The following is a 19,311-nucleotide window of genomic DNA, read 5'->3' on the forward strand; positions in this document are numbered from 1 at the left end:
AAAAGCAGCTTGGCTGCTTTTATTTTTTATGGCTATTATTTAAAGATCTTAACGGCTAAATTTATAATATAAATCAACCGCCTTATCTACACCAGACACTAATTCTATATAGAGCTTCGGAATAATCTCATATCGTACGATGACCTCACTTAGATCAGAGAATAAACCAATACCATAACGAATTTGTATACCAGGTAATACATACCCACTCACTTCGACTCTAGTATCATTACCTTGTCCACTAGTATCGATGGAAAAATCTTTAACTCCCAGCGTATCACCCAAGAAACTGATAACGTCTTTACCTTGCCCAAGACTCGAACCAACAAGCATTGTCTTTATCACAACGTCTTGACTCGTTTCATCTTCCGAGTCTATATCACGTCCACGTAATAAATAGGAAATCATACGGGTTTGCGGCATTTCAGGCTCTGAAAATATCGTAAACAGCGGTTTTTTAACAGGTCCTATTAATCGGACACCGACAATAACGTTGTCTTCTGTCACCTCTGAATTACGAATAGCTTCTACATTTATATAAGGGTTTTCGATGGGGCCAGAAAATACAATTTGTCCTTTTCGAATATAGAGATCTTGACCAAACGAACGGTAACGACCACTTTCAAACTGAAGCATCCCATCAGAAAATAAATTACCATCGCCATCAAGAATAACATTTACATCGCCAGTAATATTAGATTTAAGACCAAATGAATCTATTTTCACATTGTCTAATAATTTAATATTCACTTCAACATCGAGTGGGTAGTTCTGTTTTTCATTGACGTCATCAGCGTCAACAATAACCACATCATTAGAAACTGGGATCGCGGTTTGCGGCAATTTCTCTACTTTAATTCGCGCATACGGTATTACAATATCACCGCTAATTTTAGTCCCTAGAGTGTTGCCTTTAATGCTTATGTTAGGACTAAAATGTAGATGTACCCCCTTACTATCGTCAAACTCAAAGTTGTCACCCTGTAGAAGCATTTGATAGTTAAATTCATGACCCCAAGTAATATTACCGACGATTTTAGCTAGCCCTTTACCTGAATTAGCGCTACCAGTAATACTCGCTTTTTGACCACTAGATTCTATACTAAATTGAAAATTGTCTAGCGTGACAGGTAATTCATCTCCAGCTAAATAACCATTGTTGACATTGAACTGCCCGATGAACTCAGGCTTGTCTAAAGTCCCATCTACAATACCAGCACCGGATACAACACCATTAAGTACATCTACCTGATAAATAAGCGGCTCAATAAAGGCGAGTTCCATATCGATGATATTGATATCACCACTCAATTCACGCTTACCAAAGATATCATCCACACGAATATCAGATGTCATTCCACCCAATTCATGTGAGTTGATATTAATCTTCGTAGTTAGATTCGATTCGTCCAATCTTACATCCGCTACTAACTTATCAAAATTAGCAATACTACTTTCTTCATCATTATAGATGAGTAATGATGAATCAATGATCTCTATCTTAGACGTCATTTGCAATGACTCGTCCTTACGCCAAGCTACTTTACTCATAATGTTAAGTAAACCTTCGATCTTGATATTTTTTTCCCTTGCTAAACCTAATTTATTTATATCGAAATCTTGCAGTTTAAATTCAAAATTGCCTGCGCCTTCAACTTTCCCGTCAAAACCTAGACACAGCGTGGCTGTCTTTTCATTCCAGCAGTGTTGCGCAATCGAAAGATAATAATCTTTTTTAGAGAAAGTGAAATTAACATTCGGGTCAATGACCCAATTACCATATTCTGAATTAACTCGCCCTTTAGTCACCTTTCCCTGTAAGGTATCACCTTTCCAAAAACCGCTTAGCTTTAATAGCGCATTATTTTTTTCATTATCCAGGCTTAAACTAATACTACTGTCAGTTTGGCCCGCTATATATTCTAAAGCAATTTTATCAATGACCTGTTCGCCGATTATTAACTTTTCACCAGTAAACGATATGTTTCCCTGCGGACTTTCAGTTAAGCTAATTAGTCCAGTAAGGTCTGCTCGCTGTAATTTATTATTTTCAAATAAAACATTATCAGTGAATAAATCAAAGTTAAGCCAAGGCTTACTCTTCTGACCCATAATAGTGAAATAACCAAACGCACTCCCCTTACTTTCTGGAAGATAAGCCGTTAGAGATTCAATATCAACTTCCCCTCCAATCTTAAACTGCTCGTTAATAGTACCGTCTAGTTTGATTGAGTCTGCTCCACGAGAAAGTGAAAAACCATCTAGACTCCAATACAGATCTTGATCGAGTGCTATCCTTCCCTGTAAAGTGAGTGGATAACCTTTAAAATCGGCGACGACGTCGATATCATCAATATCAAGTTTCCAATCATTATCTAATTCGGGTTTGAGGTTAAAGTTAACCGTAGCGCTTCCATGCGGCTGTAACTTTATATCTGGCCAAAATTGATCTAATCGTATGCCTTCTGCTGCGACTTTACTTTTTACCGTAATACCATCTGTCCATTTTAGTTGCCCAGATGCTGAAACATGTCCACTCAGCGTTTTAGCGTTAATCCGAGAAAATGATAAACCTTGTAGACTCCCTTTACCTTTTGCATCAAGATCCAACAACGGTGCATTATCAATATCTAACAGTCCTGAAACGGCTATAGTGTAGGCATCAAGATTACCTTGCATTGATAACTTTCCATCCACTGAGTTGATATATGCAGGCTTCAGTAATGGCCAGCTTAATTGTTGCCAATTAGCATTGATAGTAAAGGGTAAGGCTGGACGTAACGGCGCGAGTAATGCATCGATATGCGTATTAATCGGCCCTGATGTATTGATAGCTAAATTCATACTATCAAGGCTACCCGTCGCGTTGATATTGACAGCAAGTTGCTTTAACAACGTTGGTTTTTTTAATGTTGTGTTAACCGTCGCATACAAGGGGTAATCTTTTTGTAATACAATTTGTCCTTTAATACTGGTATCAGCCTGCGGCATATTAACGATAAGCTTTTCGATCCCAACTTCTCCAGAATCAATATAACCGACTAAGTCTATCGAATTGAAAAATAGGGATAAATCATTTACTTGAAGTTTAGACTGAATAAGCTTTGCATCATGCACATCTACACGTAGTGGAATTGAAACCTGATAAAGTTCGAACTCATTTAATAGATCAGTAACGATATCTAATTGTTTATTTGTTTCTTCAACCAAGGTGGTAGGTTTCGAGCTTATAGCGCCACTTGCTACCTTATTTCCTGCTGATTCAGTTGATACTTGAACATCTACATTATGTGTTATCAACTTGGTAACAGTAATATCTCGCCCTGATAAATTAGCTACAGCCTCAAGACGATCAGCAGTCACACTGGTATTAGCAACAATAACATTAATATCTCGAATATCTATATTTGAAGCGCTGATTAAAATAGGGATATTTAATTGCCAAGTATCATTTTCAATTTTATCATCGAGCTTAGCGATACGTGATAGTGTGTCATTCAAATCAATACCGAGAAGTGTACTAAGTTCTTCCGTTAGAGGCATATTGAAAGATACTGCGCTAGAATCCAGTTTATTAATGCAGACTTCTGCACTAAATAAACAACTTAAATCAATGTCATATGCTAAGTCTGAAATTGAAAGTTGAAATAGTTCCCCTTGCCAATCAATTGTTTTCCAATGTGCTTGATTAAAAACCGTGCCTTCTTCCAGAACCAGATGTAGCGGTAATTCTGTGTTATTTAATTGATTAATGATGAACTGGTTTCCGGCATGACTGCCGAGTAAGGCTGTTAAGCTGCTAACAAGCAGAATTAAACTTACAAAAAACAATTGAATAAGCCGCATTACAATTCAGGCCCAATATACAAATGAAAAGTATACTTAGTATCTGTATCTGAATTAACAGGTACAGCAAAGTCAACTTTGACAGGGCCAATAGGAGTCATCCAACGGAGACCAGTCCCAACACCCACACTAATAGGTTCAGAAAAATCATTGGTTGATGTACCCGCATCGGTAAAAAGTCCAACACGCCATTTTTCAGCAAATTGATAACCGTACTCAAACGAGCCAACCGTTAAATAGCGACCACCTATATATTTTTTATTATCATCAACAGCTGTAACCGTTTCATATTGATAACCTCGAATACTTTGACTACCACCAGCAAAAAAACGCATTGATGCTGGCACACTCTCTATTTTATCGACATAAATAGCGCCTAAATCAAAACGCGTTGTGAAAAAGTGAGTTCTATCGATAGAGCGTAAATACTTTGTCCGGCTCTGTATTTTAGCCATATTAATGTCAGCCCCCCAACCACGACTCGCGACCTCAAAACTAAAAAGCTGCTGATTCCCCCAATAAGGATCAACACCGCCGCGTTGATTTGTTTTCGCAAAACTAACACCAGGTAATACCATGATGGTATTACCTTTTTGGCTAGCCTGGGTGAAATTTTCTTGCTCAAATTTTATAAACCAAGTACGCAACCACTTAGATTCTAATTCAAATTGACGTTGTAACTGTAAAGTGTACAAATCACTCTTTGTATCCTTGCTATCTTTACGCTGATAACCTAATTGGATTTTAGCTATGTTGGTAATGGGATCTTCGATCGGAATATCATAGTTAGCAGTAAACTCCTGCTGTACTTTTGAATATTCAAATTTTGCGGAAACACTATCACCACGACTATTGATCCAAGGTTTTTTCCAGCCTAACGTGCCTCTAACACCCACATCACTGAGATAGCCAATACCAACTTCATACGTGTTGCTAGGATGATTTATGACTGTTATTACCATTGGGACTTTACCATCTGCTCTGCCATTAATATTAGGCACAACAGATGCAGACTGGAAATACCGACTATTAAATAATGCTAAACTATATTCAGCGACTAAATAAGAATCATACGCTTGTCCCTCCTCAAATGTTGCTAGTTCAGTGACTATAAATTCAGATTTGGTTGGATTGGATAAAACACTCTCTCCGAAAACATAACGCTGCTTACTATCAAAAATAAGATCGATTTCTGCGCTATTTTTTTTAACACTAACGCGCACTTCACTTTTTAGCCATTTACCATCAAAATAACCCCGCGCTAGCGCAAGTTTACTGATATCCGCCTTAAATTTGTCGTAGTCCGCATGTGATAAATTGTCACCTCTGTGCAATGGTATTTCATTCAATAAATGAATAAAAGCCGTATCATTTTTTGCACCACCATTAATTTCCACATTAACAACGGATAACGTCACCCTTTCCCCTAATTGAATATCAATAAAGACGAGAAGTTCATCATCATCAACAGTCAGGTGGACCGTAATTTCGGGGCGATAAAAACCAAAAACTTGGAGCGACTCGATAAGGTTTTTACGTACTTTAGATTCAAAATAACTGTAATTGTTACCTTTAGGAATAGAGATCGTCGATAAGTAAGAATTAACGTTATCTTTGATATCACCTGAAACACCATTAATATCGAAAGCAACACTTGAAACAGCAAACGCGGAAGGAGAGAAAACTGAAGAATATAAAAATAGAATAAATGCGTATAAAACTGATAGTTTCACTAACTGAGACCTTACTTAGCACAGTTCAATATAGAATCGTACTTTCCATGTAAAAGAAAATGATGAATAACAGATTAGTCTAATTACAATATAAATTCAATGGCGCAATATTTACCACACCATTGTATACACCCAAACTACTTCAAGCTGCGTAATCAACACCTTGAAATGGTTTGGGTAAATTAACTAAATACCTTCACTAATGATACGTTTAGCTAATGTGCTAGAACAACCAAAGTGTGTCCAGTTTTCCGTTAACAGAACGGTGTCATATTTACGGCAGATATGTGGTAAAAATGTATCATGGCAATCAGATATTAATTGTAGATAATCACGAGATGTACCTTGCTCTGCATCACGAGCACGTGAAAGCATACGCGTATACGCAGTTTCCGCGTCAGAGCGTAAATAAACAACGGCAGACACACGCGGGTAATCTTTTAATTTGGTTTGAATATCATAATAATAATCAAGATCTTTACCATCTGGACGGCACGCTTCTGCTAAGTTGGCTTGACAGAAAACAAGATCAGAGAACAACGAACGTTCAATAATATAATTAAATTTAGGATCTAAATCTTTACAGATATCCGCTCTTTTATTGGTAATGTAGCGTTGAAATTCAATGCGGCGTGTCGAGTCTACCGTAAACGCTTGTAACAATCGTTTAAATTCAGGATCTGAATCCACGTCTTCTAAAATTAATCGCCACTCAGAATTATCATGTTCAGTTAATTTTTCAGCCAGTAAGGGTAATAATGTTGACTTGCCAACACCAATATTGCCTTCGATCGCGACTAGCTTAAACGTTTGCTCATTACTCATTTTAAAACCTATCATGCCAATACAAGCGGAATATTATAGCATATTGACCACTCTATCCAAGCTCAAGCACGTTTAAAATATAAGCAGTTTAATAAATTAAGTCTGATTTTTTTACCTGTTAACGTAAATCATACATTCACCTAAGTTATTTATTACTGTATAATATGCCGCCTTAATGAGGCATATTGCCCAATTGCTAGGATATCCAATGAAATTTTCATCATATAGTTTTACTCCCGAAATTTTACGCGCGCTAGATGCTTGTAATTATGACCAAATGACGCCTGTACAACAGCAAGCTATTCCAGCAGCTGGTCGCGGTAAAGATATTCTAGCTAACGCACAAACAGGTACTGGTAAAACAGCCGCGTTTGCTTTACCTATCTTGCAGCAAATCGCAGATACGCCAAAAGACATCCACTCAGGCAGCGTACGCGCACTAATCTTAGTACCGACACGTGAGCTAGCAGCACAAGTAACAGACAACATTCAAGCATACAGCCAATTCATGGAACTTAACGTTGTGAGTGTATACGGCGGCGTTAAAATGGAAACGCAAACTAAACAGCTTAAACAAGGTGTTGATGTTTTAGTTGCAACGCCAGGTCGTTTATTAGAACACCTACAACTCAACAACACCAACCTTGCTAACGTTGAACACTTAGTACTAGACGAAGCAGATCGTATGCTTGATATGGGTTTCATCACCGATATCCGTAAGATCTTAGAGTCTATATCGAATGATTTCCAAACAATGCTTTTCTCTGCAACGTTATCTCAACAAATGAAGCACCTAGCAAATGAATTACTGTCTAGCCCAGTGGTTGTTTCTGCTTCAAAAGAAAACTCGACAGCGTCAACAATTAAACACGTTATTCACCCTGTTGAGCAACGCCGTAAACAAGAGCTTTTATCTGAGTTAATCGGTACTAAAAACTGGAAACAAGTATTAGTTTTTGTTAACACTAAAGAAGCGGCTAATAACATCGTTAAGGAATTAAAACTTGATGGTATTAAAGCTGACGTTTGTCACGGTGATAAAGGCCAAGGCGCACGTCGTCGTGCATTAGGTGAGTTTAAAGAAGGTAAAATCCGCGCGCTAGTTGCAACAGATGTTGCTGCTCGTGGTCTTGATGTTCAAGGTCTTAAGTATGTAGTTAACTTTGATTTACCATTCCTAGCTGAAGATTATGTTCACCGTATCGGTCGTACAGGCCGTGCAGGCGAAACAGGTAATGCTGTATCATTTGTATCGCGTGAAGAAGAACACGGTCTGGCTGATATTGAAGCGATGATCGGGTATAAGATTGAACGCCAAGTTGTTAAAGGCTATGAAGTAAGTAACCGCGATCGTCTAATTGCAGACATTAGTGGTCGTGCTTCGCATGAGCGTCGTCAGCCTCGTCGTAACAAAGCGGTTGGTGAAGAAAAAGTTGAGCATAAACCAAAAACAACTGCGCCATCGAAAAAAGCAAGTAAAGGTAAGCACCGTAAAACAAGTGCTAAGTTACACCGTAAAGGTAATGTAGCAGCGCCAAAACAAAAATAACAATTAGCTTAGCTATTCGTTAAAATAGTAAGGCCCTATTAAATAACCAACTTGGTTTGTTTAATAGGGCCTTTGTTGTATTTACAGAATCATTGTTGATGATCTGCAATCACTTCCAACGGTCTGCTGCTGTAGTATCAGTTTCCCTAGCATCTACCCAATGAGAACCCGCTTCCGTTGCTTCTTTTTTCCAGAATGGCGCTTGGGTTTTTAAATAGTCCATAATGAACTCACATGCTTGAAACGCATCACCACGGTGCATACTTGCCACACCAACAAAAACAATCTGATCACCTAATGCTAATTCGCCAACACGGTGAATCACTTTAACACCTTGGATAGACCAGCGAGTTTCAGCTTCAACCAATATCTTAGCCAGTGACTTTTCAGTCATGCCAGGATAATGCTCAAGTGTTAAACCCGATACATTATCACCTTGGTTAAAATCGCGTACCTTCCCGATAAAAGTAACAACAGCACCAGTACTGTGACTTTTACCTAATGCCGCATATTCTGCTGCTAGGTCAAAATCTTCAGTTTGGATCTGAATCATATCTGTATTCATTTAGCCTCCAGTAACGGGTGGGAAAAATGCAACCTCAACGCCGTCGTTCAGTGGCGAGTCCAAACTACAAATTTCTTGGTCAATAGCCACCAGCAATTTATCAGAATCAAGCGCCAGTGCCCACTTCCCGCCTTTACCTGCTAATTCAGCACGTAATGCATTCACAGACTCGAACTGACCAGTCACTTCTAATTCAGCGCATTCAACCAATTCTCTAATTTGTGCAAAAAATAATACTTTAATCATCATCATACCTGCGCAATCTAAACTTTAAAATGACCTGACTTGCCACCTGTTTTCTCAAGTAGCTTAACACCATCAATGATAATGTCTTTTTGAACGGCTTTACACATGTCATAAATCGTTAATGCCGCAACGGATGCGGCTGTTAACGCTTCCATTTCAACGCCGGTTTTACCCGAAAGCTTACAACACGTTTCGATACGTACAAGGTTGTTTTCTGGCTCAGGCGTTAATTCAACCGTTACTTTGGTTAACATTAGTGGATGACAAAGCGGAATGATATCGGATGTTTTCTTTGCAGCTTGAATTCCCGCAATACGCGCTGTCGCAAATACATCACCTTTATGATGATCGCCCGACATAATTAGCGCAAGCGTGTCTGCTGACATACGTACAATAGCTTCAGCTCTTGCTTCACGTTGTGTTACTGTTTTTTCTGTAACATCAACCATATTTGCTTCACCAGAAGCATTTACATGAGTAAATTGTTGAGACATTAATAATTCCTATAGCTTAAATACTATTACTTAAATACTATTACTTAAATATGTGGCATAAAATTGCATGGACGATGTGAACTATTTAACTGCTCACGTAAAATCTTATTCCAACCAGTTTTACATGCGCCTGTCGAGCCTGGCATACAGAAAATAACGGTTTTATTTGCAAAACCACCCACTGCACGGCTCTGAATTGTCGATGTTCCGATCTCATCGTATGAAACAGCACGGAATAATTCACCAAAGCCTTCGATCGCTTTATCAAATAATGGTTGAACCGCTTCAGGCGTTGTATCGCGAGCAGTAAAACCAGTGCCACCGGTAATTAGCACACCTTGAATATCTTCATCAGCAATCCATTGAGATACAATAGCTCGGATCTTGTATTTATCATCAATGACGATCTTTTTATCCATTAAAATATGACCGTCAGCAACAAGAGCTTCTGCAAGAAAGCGCCCTGAAGTATCTGTTTCTTCATTACGGGTATCGGATACGGTTAATACGGCAAGTTTTGCGGCTTTAAACCCTGATTCAGCATGGCTCATTATCTTTCCTTTCAATTCAGTCATGTTAATTAAGCAATTATAAGACATTGAGCTCATCGTTCGTTGATCTTGATCAGCTAGTAAATAACGTAAGTGCTAGCTGCACCATAATTAAACAAGCTCAACGCTAAGAAGATATTTACACGTCGTTATTAATTATTATTTACTACTTACAGCCACTTTTACTTTGTTGTTATTATCACGACTTTCACGAATCAACGCATCATTAGCAATAGTTTCGGTTGACTTTGCCAGACGATCATACAGTAGGACATTCACCGTAGCTGCAAGATTCATACAACCAACGGTAGGCACATAAACAACCGCAGATGCCCGATCAATTACTTTTTGATCTATGGTCCCGTCTTCAGGTCCAAAGATATAAATAACATTATCAGGATGCTCAAACGCGGGTAGTGGGATTGCGCCTTCAGCTAATTCAACACACACTATATTGGTTGATTCTGGAATACTATCAAGCCAATTATCAACACCCGTTAATGGTGTTTTAGCCGCGATATTCTGGGTGTCGGTTTGAAAGGCTGAGGCCCGGTCATATCTTAGACCAGTGTAATAAACCGCATCCGCTTGATAACAACCAGCAGCGCGCATTACAGCACCAACATTAGTCGGACTTTTAGGATTGGTTAAACCAATAGATACATTTTTGTTTTTCATTCAGTGCTTTATTTTATCAATAATAAACGGATATTGTGGCGGTATAATACAGGGATATTAAAGCCACCTCAAGGTAGTAAGTGAGAGAATAAAAAAGGCCGCATTACAGTAATGCGGCCTTAACATTATTAATCTAGTTTACGTTGTAATTATTTCTTTTTGTCTGAAGTAAAAGACAATGCCCATACTGAAACCCCTGCCACGCCAATAAAACCAACGAGGAAAATAAACGGTATCGCAGTGTAACCTAGGATATGCCAAATAACGTATTCTAACGTACTCATAATAGTGTTTCCTTTTATCTATCTACCAACCAGGTACGTCTGACATATCTGGTAGCTGATGGGCAATACCCTTATGGCAATCAACACATGTTTTTTCACCACTCGCTAATGCCGTAGAATGCTGCTTTCTACTACGCGGGCCTTGTTCTGAAAAGTCCATGAATTCAAAGTTATGACAATTACGGCATTCCTGTGAATCATTTTCTTTCATACGTTGCCATTCGCGTACAGCTAAATGCTTACGACGTGCTTCAAACTTTTCTTGAGTAGAGATTTTACCCATCAAGAATGCAACAATTTCATTACTCGCTTGCACTTTACGTACAATTTTATCAGTCCATTTATGCGGTACGTGGCAATCAGAACAGATAGCGCGTACACCAGAACGATTAGAGTAGTGAATTGTTTCTTTTAGTTCTTTAAGAATCGGCGCATGACAAGCAGAACAAAATTCTTCTGTGTTTGTCGCTTCCATCCCCATGTTAAAGGCACCCCAAAAAATAATACCGCCAAGAAAACCCATTGCCAAGACAGTACCAACGGCCGCTTTACTTGGTGTCGTTAATTTACGCCAAAAATTTAAAATTAGTTTCATTTTATCGCCTCTTTTTCGTTTAGGCTACTTCCATTTAGATAAATCAACGTAATGAATCTACACGTTTAAAATCATTTTCGATTAACGGTGATGCATCTGCTTGTGTAACATGACACTGCAAGCAGAAGTAACGACGTGGCGACACATCAGATAATACTTCGCCTTCACGTGATTGATAATGCGTTACACTGATTTTAGTCGCGCCCATTTCACCTGCGTATTTCCAGCTGTGACATGACAGACATTTGTTCGCATTTAAAGACACTTCATAATGACGTGTTTGATGCGGAACCAGTGGTGGTTGGTATACGTAATCACGATCAATTGGACTACGATCTTTTATCACACGTTTCAACTCATCCGCTTTACGAGTGGTGTCTAACTCAGTGATACCACGTAATGATGCAACACCACCGTTATTTACATTTTCAATTACAGCAGTTTCTGTACTTTGTGCTGATACAGAGAATAACGTCCCTGCAGCTAGCAGCACAGCCAATAATTTTCTCATATAATGTTCTCCGCCTATTGGCAAATAAATCCGTTATTTACCAGTATCGTTTACTGGCAAACTCGTTCAGTAAGATGTGCAGTTTTTAATTACACTTTAGTAATTTTAATTGCACATTTTTTATAATCCGTTTGTTTTGATAACGGATCCGTAGCATCTAGACATACTTTGTTAATTAATACTCGCGCATCAAACCAAGGTACAAATACTAAGCCTACTGGAGGGCGGTTACGACCACGTGTTTCTACACGACAGCGCACTTCACCACGAAGAGATTCAATAAGAACTTCATCACCGCGACGTACATTACGTTTTTTAGCATCATCGGGATGGATATAACAGAGTGCATCCGGCATTGCACGATATAATTCAGGAACACGTGCTGTCATCGTACCTGAGTGCCAATGTTCAAGAACACGACCAGTACATAACCACATATCATATTCTTCATTTGGCATTTCAGGTGGCGCTTCGTACGGTGCAAAGATAATGTTTGCTTTACCATCTGACTTACCATAGAACTCAAAGCCTTTACCTTTACCTACGTATGGATCACTGCCTTCTGCAAAACGCCATTTTGTTTCAACACCGTTCACAACAGGCCAACGTAAACCACGCACTGTATGGTAAACATCATAAGGGGCTAGATCATGGCCATGACCACGACCAAAACTTGCATATTCTTCAAATAGACCTTTTTGCACATAGAAACCTTGATCATTTGCATCATCATTTAGCTCTTGCGCTTCGCTTAATGGGAATGCATCAACGTGACCGTTACGATAAAGTACATCGTACATCGTCTTACCACGATGCTCTGGCATTTTAGCTAACAGGTCTTCGCCCCACACTTCTTCAATTTTAAAGCGCTTAGAGAATTCCATTAACTGCCATAAATCTGATTTTGCACCTTCAACAGATTTAACTTGTTGATACCAAGCTTGTGTACGACGCTCAGCGTTACCGTATGCGCCCTCTTTCTCTACCCACATTGCAGTTGGTAAAATAAGATCAGATGCTTGTGCCGTTACTGTTGGGTATGGGTCAGAACAAACGATGAAGTTAGCTGGGTTGCGGTAACCTGGTAAGCCCTCTTCCATCATGTTTGGTGCTGCTTGCATATTGTTATTACACATAGTCCAATACGCATTTAAGGTACCGTCTTTTAATGCACGGTTTTGTGCAACAGCATGTAGACCTGGTTTCGGTGGAATCGTACCTTCTGGTAATTTCCAAATCTTTTCAGCAGTTGCGCGATGTTTCGGGTTCGCAACAACCATATCTGCTGGTAATCGGTGTGAGAATACCCCCACTTCACGTGCAGTACCACATGCTGATGGTTGGCCCGTTAGCGAGAATGGACCATTACCCGGTTGTGATATTTTACCAACAAGTAAATGGATGTTGTAAACAAGGCTGTTCATCCATACACCGCGAGTATGTTGATTCATACCCATTGTCCATAGCGACATTACTTTGATGTTTGGATCTGCATATTGCTTAGCAAGTGTAATTAGTTTTTCTTCTGATACACCTGAGATTTCAGATGCTTTCTCAACCGTATACTCAGCAACAGACGCCTTATACTCTTCAAATGTCATTGCTGTCATTTTGCCCGAGTTAGGGTTTTTGGCTTTAGCTTGCATTGGATGTTCGTCACGTAAGCCGTAACCGATATCCGTTGCTGTACGTTTAAAGTGTGTATGCTTATTAACGAAATCCCAGTTTACAGCATCGTTTTGAATGATGTAATTAGCAATAAAGTTAGCCATTGCTAAATCGGATTGAGGGTTGAAAACAATCCCCATATCAGCTAATTCAAAAGAACGATGTTTATAAGTGGATAATACATTAACTTTAACATGCTGATTACTTAAGCGGTGATCAGTAATACGCGTCCATAAAATAGGATGCATTTCCGCCATGTTTGAACCCCAAAGTACAAACGAATCTGCATTTTCGAAATCATCATAACAACCCATTGGCTCATCAATACCAAAGGTACGCATGAAACCACCAACAGCAGAAGCCATACAGTGACGTGCATTCGGATCAATGTTATTTGAACGGAAGCCTGCTTTCATCAATTTAACTGCTGCATACCCTTCCATTACGGTCCACTGACCAGAACCAAACATACCCACTGATGTTGGACCGTTTGCTTTTAGTGATGCTTTCCATTTCTCAGCCATGATATCAAACGCTTGATCCCATGAAATTGGTGCAAATTCACCGTCTTTCGCAAACTTACCATCTCGCATACGCAGTAAAGGCGTTGTTAAACGATCTTTCCCGTACATGATTTTAGATAAGAAATAGCCTTTAACACAGTTAAGACCTTTATTTACAGGAGCTTCAGGATCGCCTTGAGTAGCAACAACTCGGCCACCCTGTGTACCGACTAATACAGAGCAACCTGTACCACAGAATCGGCATGGGGCTTTATCCCACTTAATTTTAGTCTCATCACGACTTGCAATCAGGTTTGTTGCACTCGCAGGAAGAGTAACGCCAGCAATTGCAGCTGCAGAGACTGCAGCATTTGCTTTAACAAACGCACGTCTGGTTAATTTCATAGATCATCCTCACATGATGGATCGATAGTTTCAATTTGGTGAAAAACAAGAGAAGTACTTAAGACATGTTCGAAATTATTAATTTTATCAATAATATCGGTAACAAATTTTTGATTACTGGTTTCTAATACGACGATAATTTTACCCTCTTCACTATCACCGTAAATTTCAGCATCAGGAAGTGCTGAAATTTTATGCTTCACGTCTACCAAACCTTCTGGTTTCACGTGAATAATTAGACTCGATATATGAACTTCTTGTTCTGCCATTTTATGACCTTATAATTATTATAAAACGAATTCTTAATAGCTAAACCTAACAGTCAGGGCTTACCGTGATAGCACTTACAGGGCAAATCGATACACACGCACCGCAGCCGTTACAATCATCAAATACAACATCCGGGCTCACGAACGTTGTATCAATAAAGTTAAATACTAAAGCTTCAGACTCACACGATTCAGCACAACTTCGGCAATATACAGACTGAATATTCAAGCATCTATCTGACACAACAGCTTTATTAGCCCATGCTTGTGCTTGATTCAAATCGAATAAATCTTCTTTACAGTGATTTACACATTCTTTACAAAAATTGCATTCTGATACGCTAAAATCAATTTCAGGAAATCCACCATCGCCGACTATTATTATTTTCTCTGGGCAAGCGGCACTGCAATCGCCACATCGTGTGCATTTATCTGTAAATTCTAAATCTGCTTTTAACCAAGGTAAACGTACAACGTTGTCTTGTTCTTTACGACGAAATAACGAACGTCGCCCTAGATTAATACTCATCAAAACTACCTTACTGAAGTAACATTTTTAATGTAAAGAATTAAGGTGTACATCACTCTATAAAAACCATTAATTTATAATGGTCTATATAATACCCGCTATAAATACTCACTAATGGGTAAGGTAGATAAAACTTATTTTAGATCAATAAATAGAGGTGAGGAATGTCACATTTTGTGTTTGTACTAGATTAAACCTACCTATTGAATCAATAGACAAATATTTCTAATATTATAGACAACAGCAATAATATGCGCATATTTAAAGCGAGATTAAATATAACGCAGCAACTCACTACGTTATATTTTTTAGAGAAGGGATTGAATATTTAAGCTTGTATGAGTCTGAATTAGCCGCCAATAGAAGCTAAGTGGGGTGTATTTGCAGTGATGCCTTGCTGAAGAAAATGAGTCGATTTTTTATCAGACATGTGGTCGAAAACACGCGCAATCAATTCCGATTGTTGGTTATCTTCTTGTAGTAAATCGCGTAATTCAACACCTTCTTCACCAAACAAGCATAAATGTAAACGCCCTTTAGTGGAAACACGTAAACGGTTACACGTTGAACAAAAATTCTTTTCATACGGCATAATCAAGCCAATTTCACCGACATAATCAGGGTGCACGAAAACTTGTGCAGGGCCGTCAGCTTTGCCCCTCACTTTACTGACCCACCCTTGCATTTTTAATTTATCACGAATACTCACACCTGAAACATGGTGTTTATCAAACAATACTTGATTATCCCCGGTCTGCATTAATTCAATAAACCGTAACTGAATAGGCCGAGTTTTTATCCAATTTAAAAAATCACCAAGTTCAATATCATTTAAATTACGCATTAACACCGTATTCACCTTTACGGTTTCAAACCCAGCAGTAAAAGCGGCATCAAGTCCGCCCATTACTTTATGGAGCATATTTTTACCGGTAATTTGACGGAACATGCGAGCATCTAAACTATCAATACTCACATTTAATGCATCCAACCCCGCATCACGCCATTCTTGAGCATATTTTTCGAGGTTGAAGCCATTTGTTGTCGTCGCAACTTTATTAATTTTGGGGATAGCCGATATATCTGAAATAATATCAGTAAAATCTTTTCTTAATGAAGGTTCACCACCTGTGATACGGACTTTTTCAGTGCCCATTTCAGCAAAACCTGTCACTATGCGCCTTAGCTCATCTCGCGCTAAAAACTCAGGCTTGCCTTCGGCTTTATAACCATCTGGTAGACAATAGTTACATTTGAAATTACAGACATCTGTAATTGATAAGCGTAAATAATAAAATTTACGTGAAAATTGATCTTGAAGTTGCATAAACACCTTTCCAAATACGGGAGGCTTAACCATTTCTGATTAAACCCTTATAGCAATTATGAATGCTATGAGTCCTTAAGATCATATTTATAACGATAAATTTAGATCATTAAGGATCGGAGTTTGATTTATATTAAATTTTAGAGTTCTTAAACTTAAACGATTTTCAAATTAATTTAAAGGATATATAGTCGTTATTATAGTGGAATATGATAAATCATTGATCGAAATTAAATTGCCATGTAAATTATTGGCTATTAACAGCTCAATTCATCAACAGTAAAGTTAACATGATAAAAAATATAATCCCCTCCCACCAGTCTATTATCATTTTAATCGGCCGTGGTATGTTCAGTATATTAGCACTAGCCTCAATGCTAACGTTTATCTCCTTAGTTGCATTATCGCTAAGTCTTTCCGATGCATCATCGATTAACAAAGCGGGTGCATTGCGAATGCAAAGCTACCAAATCGCTTACAATTTATCCCGGGACGAATCTGAAATATTACGTCAACAGCATATTAATACTTTCAATCAATCACTTGCGCACATTAAAAATAATATTGTCGATAACTGGGATATAACATCAAAGTTAAAAACCGAATTTATGGATGTTAATGATCGATGGCAAACGCAATTAGATATATTACACAGTAATAACCCCAAACAATTCTTAGATAATGTGGACAGCTTTGTATTAAAGATTGATAGTTTTGTACAACATTTACAAGATCATTCTGAGTACAAAGTTAAAATTATCACGCTAATCAAAGGACTCGGGATCGGCCTCATTTTTGCGGTATGTATTATCACTATCCGTTTAATGCAAGTACAGGTATTAAAACCACTGCAGCAAATATTCGCCGCATCAAATCAAATTAGAAAAGGTGAATTCGATGTCTCCTTTGATTTTTTCTATGAAAATGAAATTGGCTCGTTAGCGAGTAATATTTCACACATGGCGCAAGATTTAAATAAACTATACAGTACGTTAGAACAACAGGTAGATGCCAAAACCAAGCAGTTGAAGGAAGCAAAAGATAAAATTAACTTTCTTTATACCACATCACAAAAATTACACGTCACACACCTTAACGCCGATATGCTTGAACAAACACTACAAAGTGTATCCGAACTCAATGGCCTTAATTTCTACAAACTTGTATTAACGGGATCTGAAGTTGAAACTATTTACCTTAATTCAGGCTTTGATAATGGCGAGCAAACTATTGACCTAAAATTAGAACTCGAAGAGCAATCATTTGGTACCTTGACTGTTCTCAAACGTGAAGCAAATGATCAAGAGCACTTACGCAGTTACTGTCGAATTATTTCTCGTGCTCAGCACCGTTCTCAAAGTAACTTAGAAGCACAACGCTCCTTATTAATGGAAGAACGCGCCGTTATTGCGCGTGAGTTACATGATTCACTTGCACAAGCGCTTTCTTATTTAAAAATACAAGTTGCGTTATTGAAACGCCATTTAAAAAATCAAGAAATCACATCGGCTACCAACGATATTGTGGATGAAATCGACACTAACCTAAAATTATCTTATACACAGCTAAGAGAATTATTAAATACTTTTCGTTTGACGCTTGATGACGCGAACCTTTCTGTAGCCATTTCGATCATGCTCACACAACTGCGTCAACGCACAAAATCCAAAATTCATCTAAGCTACGAATTAGAAGAACATTTATTCAAACCCAACCAACACATACATATATTACAAATAATTAGAGAAGCTGTATTAAATTCAATCAAACATGCGAACTCAAACGAAATAATGATTGACTGTGGCACGAATAAAAATGGTACTATTAAAGTATCTATTTCGGATAATGGTGATGGCATTACAGCTAACCCAACGAAATCCAACCATTATGGGCTAAACATAATGGGTGAACGCGCTTCAAAACTAGGTGCTAAACTAGAAATTAAAAATAATATAACAAAAGGCACCTTGGTATTACTTACCTTCGACAGGGAAAACAAACATGCTTGACAATAGTTACACAATTTTAGTTGTTGATGATCATCCACTAATGCGTAAAGGGATAGTTCAACTTCTTACATTAGAAGAAAAGTTTAATGTTATTGGTGAAGCCAGTGATGGTGTGGAAGCAATCACGCTTGCTAAACAGCATGAACCGGATCTTGTTCTACTTGATCTGAACATGAAAGGCATGTCAGGCTTAGATACGTTAAAAGCGCTTCGCTCTGAAGAGTTGAGCTCTCGCGTTGTTATTTTAACAGTTTCTGATAACAAACAAGACGTGATTAAACTAATCAATGCGGGTGCAGATGGCTACTTATTAAAAGATTCGGAACCGGATCTGTTACTAGAGCAATTACAAGACGTATTATCTGGTCAACAGGCTCTTTCTGAAAGCTTACTAGGCTACTTAGACTGCCTACATGAAGATAATAACTTTGAAGAAAAGCTAGCTAAGCTAACTAAACGCGAAAACCAAATCTTACTTGAAATCTCAAAAGGCTACAGCAACAAACATGTTGCAAGTAACCTGCATATTTCAGAAGGGACTGTAAAAGTTCACGTTAAAAGTTTATTGAAGAAACTAGAAGCAAGTTCACGTGTTGAAGCTGCTGTTATGTATCTTGAATTTAATAAAACTAGCGCGTAATCAAATAATAGAAGTAAAGATATAAGCCTTATTATATTTTTACTTCTATATTTTCAATCAAAAATGCAAACTTTTTAATCAGCA

General features: G+C 38.2%; 18 protein-coding genes and 1 riboswitch. Of the genes, 3 read left to right on the forward strand and 15 right to left on the reverse strand.

Annotated elements, in window-relative coordinates; genetic code table 11:
* Positions 1–48: 48 nt before the first annotated feature.
* The 3 genes from tamB to HWV03_RS12200 all read right to left on the reverse strand — a co-directional run bounded on the left by tamB (position 49) and on the right by HWV03_RS12200 (position 6,404).
* Positions 49–3,846 carry an autotransporter assembly complex protein TamB gene (gene tamB, locus HWV03_RS12190; protein ID WP_211676152.1) on the reverse strand — a complete coding sequence of 1,266 codons (3,798 nt, stop codon included), beginning with the start codon at positions 3,844–3,846 and terminating at the stop codon, positions 49–51.
* On the reverse strand, positions 3,846–5,579 hold the full coding sequence (locus HWV03_RS12195) for an autotransporter assembly complex protein TamA (protein ID WP_211676153.1): 1,734 nt from the start codon (positions 5,577–5,579) through the stop codon (positions 3,846–3,848). The genes tamB and HWV03_RS12195 overlap by 1 nt, the downstream gene beginning before the upstream one ends.
* 186 nt (positions 5,580–5,765) lie before the next feature.
* On the reverse strand, positions 5,766–6,404 hold the full coding sequence (locus HWV03_RS12200; RefSeq protein ID WP_211676154.1) for a deoxynucleoside kinase: 639 nt from the start codon (positions 6,402–6,404) through the stop codon (positions 5,766–5,768).
* Positions 6,405–6,612: 208 nt separating this feature from the next.
* Here HWV03_RS12200 and HWV03_RS12205 point away from each other — a divergent pair, with 208 nt between their 5' ends.
* Entirely contained in the window at positions 6,613–7,953 is a 1,341-nt protein-coding gene (locus HWV03_RS12205) for a DEAD/DEAH box helicase (RefSeq protein WP_211671815.1), read from the forward strand.
* A gap of 109 nt (positions 7,954–8,062) precedes the next feature.
* Here HWV03_RS12205 and moaE read toward each other — a convergent pair whose 3' ends face one another.
* From moaE to moaA, 12 genes are all read right to left on the reverse strand, one after another.
* Positions 8,063–8,518 (reverse strand): molybdopterin synthase catalytic subunit MoaE, encoded by a 456-nt coding sequence (gene moaE, locus HWV03_RS12210; protein WP_211671816.1) that lies wholly within the window; start codon positions 8,516–8,518, stop codon positions 8,063–8,065.
* Complete coding sequence (gene moaD, locus HWV03_RS12215; protein WP_043994418.1) at positions 8,519–8,764, reverse strand: molybdopterin synthase sulfur carrier subunit; 246 nt, start codon at positions 8,762–8,764, stop codon at positions 8,519–8,521.
* A gap of 17 nt (positions 8,765–8,781) precedes the next feature.
* Positions 8,782–9,258, reverse strand: a complete 477-nt coding sequence (gene moaC, locus HWV03_RS12220) for a cyclic pyranopterin monophosphate synthase MoaC (protein WP_211676155.1) — start codon at positions 9,256–9,258, stop codon at positions 8,782–8,784.
* Positions 9,259–9,302: 44 nt separating this feature from the next.
* Entirely contained in the window at positions 9,303–9,809 is a 507-nt protein-coding gene (gene moaB / locus HWV03_RS12225) for a molybdenum cofactor biosynthesis protein B (RefSeq protein WP_211676156.1), read from the reverse strand.
* 159 nt (positions 9,810–9,968) lie between these two features.
* Entirely contained in the window at positions 9,969–10,487 is a 519-nt protein-coding gene (locus tag HWV03_RS12230; RefSeq protein ID WP_211676157.1) for an RNA methyltransferase, read from the reverse strand.
* A gap of 149 nt (positions 10,488–10,636) precedes the next feature.
* A complete protein-coding gene (locus tag HWV03_RS12235; protein WP_211676158.1) occupies positions 10,637–10,771 on the reverse strand; it encodes a TIGR02808 family protein in 135 nt (44 codons plus the stop codon).
* A 22-nt stretch (positions 10,772–10,793) separates the two neighbouring features.
* The gene (locus HWV03_RS12240; RefSeq protein WP_211671821.1) at positions 10,794–11,366 is read right to left on the reverse strand and encodes a NapC/NirT family cytochrome c; all 573 of its coding nucleotides are present in this window, start codon (positions 11,364–11,366) and stop codon (positions 10,794–10,796) included.
* Between the two features lie 43 nt (positions 11,367–11,409).
* The gene (locus HWV03_RS12245; protein WP_211676159.1) at positions 11,410–11,877 is read right to left on the reverse strand and encodes a nitrate reductase cytochrome c-type subunit; all 468 of its coding nucleotides are present in this window, start codon (positions 11,875–11,877) and stop codon (positions 11,410–11,412) included.
* An 89-nt stretch (positions 11,878–11,966) separates the two neighbouring features.
* Positions 11,967–14,453 (reverse strand): periplasmic nitrate reductase subunit alpha, encoded by a 2,487-nt coding sequence (gene napA / locus HWV03_RS12250; protein WP_211676160.1) that lies wholly within the window; start codon positions 14,451–14,453, stop codon positions 11,967–11,969.
* Entirely contained in the window at positions 14,450–14,722 is a 273-nt protein-coding gene (locus HWV03_RS12255) for a chaperone NapD (protein ID WP_211676161.1), read from the reverse strand. The genes napA and HWV03_RS12255 overlap by 4 nt, the downstream gene beginning before the upstream one ends.
* A gap of 46 nt (positions 14,723–14,768) precedes the next feature.
* Positions 14,769–15,251 (reverse strand): ferredoxin-type protein NapF, encoded by a 483-nt coding sequence (gene napF, locus HWV03_RS12260; RefSeq protein WP_211676162.1) that lies wholly within the window; start codon positions 15,249–15,251, stop codon positions 14,769–14,771.
* A 349-nt stretch (positions 15,252–15,600) separates the two neighbouring features.
* Positions 15,601–16,578: a GTP 3',8-cyclase MoaA gene (gene moaA, locus HWV03_RS12265; RefSeq protein ID WP_211676163.1), complete on the reverse strand. Its 978-nt coding sequence runs from the start codon at positions 16,576–16,578 to the stop codon at positions 15,601–15,603.
* Positions 16,566–16,712, reverse strand: a riboswitch (molybdenum cofactor riboswitch). (Overlaps the previous gene by 13 nt.)
* A 156-nt stretch (positions 16,713–16,868) precedes the next feature.
* Here moaA and narQ point away from each other — a divergent pair.
* Together narQ and narL are read left to right on the forward strand one after the other, a co-directional pair.
* Complete coding sequence (narQ, locus tag HWV03_RS12270; protein ID WP_211676164.1) at positions 16,869–18,587, forward strand: nitrate/nitrite two-component system sensor histidine kinase NarQ; 1,719 nt, start codon at positions 16,869–16,871, stop codon at positions 18,585–18,587.
* Positions 18,580–19,227: a two-component system response regulator NarL gene (gene narL, locus HWV03_RS12275; RefSeq protein WP_045110267.1), complete on the forward strand. Its 648-nt coding sequence runs from the start codon at positions 18,580–18,582 to the stop codon at positions 19,225–19,227. The genes narQ and narL overlap by 8 nt, the downstream gene beginning before the upstream one ends.
* The last annotated feature ends 84 nt before the right edge of the window (positions 19,228–19,311 follow it).

The organism is Moritella sp. 36, from assembly GCF_018219415.1.
In the GTDB taxonomy this organism is placed as follows: Bacteria; Pseudomonadota; Gammaproteobacteria; order Enterobacterales; family Moritellaceae; genus Moritella.

Excerpts from the sequence above, each read along its gene's own strand:
- tamB (WP_211676152.1), bottom strand. The coding sequence starts at position 3,846 with ATGCGGCTTATTCAATTGTTTTTTGTAAGTTTAATTCTGCTTGTTAGC.
- HWV03_RS12200 (WP_211676154.1), bottom strand. The coding sequence starts at position 6,404 with ATGAGTAATGAGCAAACGTTTAAGCTAGTCGCGATCGAAGGCAATATT.
- HWV03_RS12205 (WP_211671815.1), top strand. The coding sequence starts at position 6,613 with ATGAAATTTTCATCATATAGTTTTACTCCCGAAATTTTACGCGCGCTA.
- moaE (WP_211671816.1), bottom strand. The coding sequence starts at position 8,518 with ATGAATACAGATATGATTCAGATCCAAACTGAAGATTTTGACCTAGCA.
- moaD (WP_043994418.1), bottom strand. The coding sequence starts at position 8,764 with ATGATTAAAGTATTATTTTTTGCACAAATTAGAGAATTGGTTGAATGC.
- moaC (WP_211676155.1), bottom strand. The coding sequence starts at position 9,258 with ATGTCTCAACAATTTACTCATGTAAATGCTTCTGGTGAAGCAAATATG.
- moaB (WP_211676156.1), bottom strand. The coding sequence starts at position 9,809 with ATGAGCCATGCTGAATCAGGGTTTAAAGCCGCAAAACTTGCCGTATTA.
- HWV03_RS12230 (WP_211676157.1), bottom strand. The coding sequence starts at position 10,487 with ATGAAAAACAAAAATGTATCTATTGGTTTAACCAATCCTAAAAGTCCG.
- HWV03_RS12235 (WP_211676158.1), bottom strand. The coding sequence starts at position 10,771 with ATGAGTACGTTAGAATACGTTATTTGGCATATCCTAGGTTACACTGCG.
- HWV03_RS12240 (WP_211671821.1), bottom strand. The coding sequence starts at position 11,366 with ATGAAACTAATTTTAAATTTTTGGCGTAAATTAACGACACCAAGTAAA.
- HWV03_RS12245 (WP_211676159.1), bottom strand. The coding sequence starts at position 11,877 with ATGAGAAAATTATTGGCTGTGCTGCTAGCTGCAGGGACGTTATTCTCT.
- napA (WP_211676160.1), bottom strand. The coding sequence starts at position 14,453 with ATGAAATTAACCAGACGTGCGTTTGTTAAAGCAAATGCTGCAGTCTCT.
- HWV03_RS12255 (WP_211676161.1), bottom strand. The coding sequence starts at position 14,722 with ATGGCAGAACAAGAAGTTCATATATCGAGTCTAATTATTCACGTGAAA.
- napF (WP_211676162.1), bottom strand. The coding sequence starts at position 15,251 with ATGAGTATTAATCTAGGGCGACGTTCGTTATTTCGTCGTAAAGAACAA.
- moaA (WP_211676163.1), bottom strand. The coding sequence starts at position 16,578 with ATGCAACTTCAAGATCAATTTTCACGTAAATTTTATTATTTACGCTTA.
- narQ (WP_211676164.1), top strand. The coding sequence starts at position 16,869 with ATGATAAAAAATATAATCCCCTCCCACCAGTCTATTATCATTTTAATC.
- narL (WP_045110267.1), top strand. The coding sequence starts at position 18,580 with ATGCTTGACAATAGTTACACAATTTTAGTTGTTGATGATCATCCACTA.